The following is a 2,841-nucleotide window of genomic DNA, read 5'->3' as shown; positions in this document are numbered from 1 at the left end:
CGAATGCCGACTTTTCGACATAAAAAACACTCCCCAATCAGATAAACAGATTTGTTATTTCATCTGTCTACCTATTGGGGAGCATATCACTACGGCGGGCTTTTTCGATTGTGCTACAATATGACGTGAGGTGATCACATGAATTGGACAGTAGAAGAAGTGAGACAAGCAGAACAGGTGGCGGCGCTCGAGGCAGCGGTCAATGCATTTGACAAGATTGACGTGAAACTCGGACATGTGGCGGTCGGTCAGAACGATTACGCCGTCTATGACAATGATACGCTCGTCGGCTATATGGTACTTTTCCCATATCTCCCGAACGAGTATGAAGTGAATGCGCTCGTGCATCCGGACTACCGGAAGCAAGGTGTCTTCACGGCACTCTTTGAAACGGCGAAACAGGATGCGAAACAGAACGATTGTGAGGCGTTCACGTTCGTCATCGATCGCAAATCGAAGGACGGCAAGGCGGTCATCGATCGTCTTGGCGCGGCGTACCAGTTCTCAGAATATAACTTGGTCCTTAAAAAAGCCGAGCTGTTCTTGAAGCCGGACGAAGTGTCGCTCCGCGAGGCGACGGACGCCGACCGTCCGCTCATCATCGAGACGCTCTCTGAAGCGTTCGGCGACCCGGTCGACGTGACGGAGAACATCTATCAACAGATCGATACGCCGGACCGCGTGACGTACATCGGTGAGGTCGACGGTCGTCCGATCGGGGTCATTCGTGCCCTCCTTTCGGGCGAAGATGCCGGTAGCATCCACGCGTTCGGCGTCAAGGCGGACGAGCAAGGAAAAGGTTACGGCACGAAGATGTTGAAGCAGATGGTCCAGCAACTGTTCCGCATGGGACGGACGAAACTCGAGCTCGACGTCGAGACGGAAAACAAGGCCGCGCTCGAGATTTACAAGCGGGCCGGGTTCGCGGAGAACGGCGGCTATGAATTCTATTTGTTAGAACTGTGAGGTGAGACAGATGGTTCGGAATTTGAAATGGATGGGTGCCGCCTTTGAGGCGCTGCTCGGCATCCCGGCGCTCGGTGGGCTGTTCATCATCAGCATGGGTTATATGCCGCTCGGGTTCATGCTCGTGTTCCACATCGTCGTGCTCGTCTTGTCGATCACGCGGCTGAAGCGGATTTCGGTCGGGCCGATCGTCGGCATCACGGCGTCGGTGCTCGGGTTCATCCCGTTCCTCGGCATGATGCTGCACTGGGCGGCCGCGCTAGCACTCGCAATCGACGCGCTTTTGACACCGCGCGAACAAGTGCACATGACAAAAGAAGACGACCGATTTTGAATTGAACGCTCTCGGAGACGGGGGCGTTTTTTCATTGACCAAAACTTCAACTGAAAACGCTATACAAAAGCTGGCAATCGGACGATATAGTAGGTGATGAATTACACAGAGGAGGAACTCATAGTGAAGCTATTCAAAAACTTTACGACCCAACTGCTCGCTTGGATTTTGGTCACATCCTTTATTACGGGCGGAGCGGTCGGCTGGATCACGCTCTTGCTGCTCACCGAGCTTGAGATGGCGAAAGGACAGGTCATGCTCGTCGGGACGGCCGTGGCGTTGCTCATTTCAGGTTTAGGTGGAGCTGTCATCTACTTGATCGCCCGTCGCCCGCTCAAGGCGATCGAATCGGCGTCAGATAAGGCGGTCGAGGTCGGCAATGGCGATTTGACGGTCGTGTTCGCGAGCGAGACGACGACAGACCGTTCGGAGATGGGACGTCTGCTCTTGTCGATGGACAACATGGTCGGACACCTGCGGGAACAAGGGACGAACATGCGTTACACGGCGGACCAGCTCACCGGTTCGGCGCAAGAAATCGCGGCAGCGGTCCAAGAAGGGAATATCGCCGGCGAGAACATCCGTCAAGCGATGGACGCCTTGAACAAGATGCTCGAGGATAACGTCAACGCGACATACAGCTCGATGGATTTGCTCGGTGCCGTCGCTCGGACGATGGAGAACATCCGTAAGGAGATGGGCTCGGCGCTCGATTCGGCAAGCGAGATGCAACAAGAAGCGGAGAGCGGCAAAGGGCTCGCCTCGTCGTCGGTCGATGCGATGCATGCGATTGCTGGCAAAGTCGAGCAGTCGTCGACGCTCAACAGCAAGTTGACAGAAATGACAGGCGAAATCTCGCGTATCACGGACGTTATCAGCGACATCTCGGCGCAGACGAACTTGCTCGCCTTGAACGCGTCAATTGAAGCGGCACGCGCCGGAGAGCATGGACGCGGCTTCGCAGTCGTCGCGGCCGAGGTCAAGAAGCTTGCCGAACAGACGGCGAACTCGACGCAAGAGATCACGGATTTGATTGTCGACGTCAAACGTTTGGTTGGCGACACGTCGTCATCGATGGCGAACGTGAAAGCGGAAGTGGAGACGGGCGTCGGTCTCGTCGAGAAGGCGGGCGGTGCGTTTGCGTCGATCCACAACTCGGCGAACGAAGTGTACAGCCACGTCCATTCGGTCGATGCGCTCTTAGATGAGTCGCGTGGCCAGATTGACTCGGTCGTCACAAACTCTGCCGGCATCGTTGGCATGGTCGAAGAGGCGTCACGTTATGCTACGGAAGTCACGTCAGCGGCGAGCCAACAGGCGGCCAGTCTCGGTGAAGTGAACGGCGCGATGACGGAGCTCGTCCGTGTCGCGGAGAGTTTGCAGAACGAGACGGAGCAAGTGAAAGTGGAAGCGTAAGAAGGAGCGGCCCAGCGATGGGTCGTTTTTCTATGTGACGGTTTGTCAAATTAAGCGCAACACTTCCTCGGTGAAGGCCTCGTGTGCGGTTTTCCAGTCCAGGCACTTTCTCGGTCGCCCGTTGA

The 2,841-nt window shown here is 55.9% G+C and carries 3 protein-coding genes; all 3 read left to right on the top strand.

Annotation, left to right across the window (positions count from 1 at the left end; all coding sequences use genetic code 11):
* Nucleotides 1-138: 138 nt before the first annotated feature.
* Entirely contained in the window at nucleotides 139-966 is an 828-nt protein-coding gene (locus KNP79_RS15485; RefSeq protein ID WP_215192924.1) for a GNAT family N-acetyltransferase, read from the top strand.
* A gap of 10 nt (nucleotides 967-976) precedes the next feature.
* The gene (locus KNP79_RS15480; protein ID WP_214707199.1) at nucleotides 977-1,300 is read left to right on the top strand and encodes a hypothetical protein; all 324 of its coding nucleotides are present in this window, start codon (nucleotides 977-979) and stop codon (nucleotides 1,298-1,300) included.
* Between the two features lie 123 nt (nucleotides 1,301-1,423).
* Nucleotides 1,424-2,716 carry a methyl-accepting chemotaxis protein gene (locus KNP79_RS15475; RefSeq protein WP_215192923.1) on the top strand — a complete coding sequence of 431 codons (1,293 nt, stop codon included), beginning with the start codon at nucleotides 1,424-1,426 and terminating at the stop codon, nucleotides 2,714-2,716.
* Nucleotides 2,717-2,841 lie beyond the last annotated feature (125 nt).

It is taken from the genome of Exiguobacterium sp. s7, assembly GCF_018618195.1.
Classification (GTDB): Bacteria; Bacillota; Bacilli; order Exiguobacteriales; family Exiguobacteriaceae; genus Exiguobacterium; species Exiguobacterium mexicanum_A.
The sequence above is the reverse complement of the archived record's forward strand: the minus strand, read 5'-3'. Positions and strand labels throughout refer to the sequence as shown.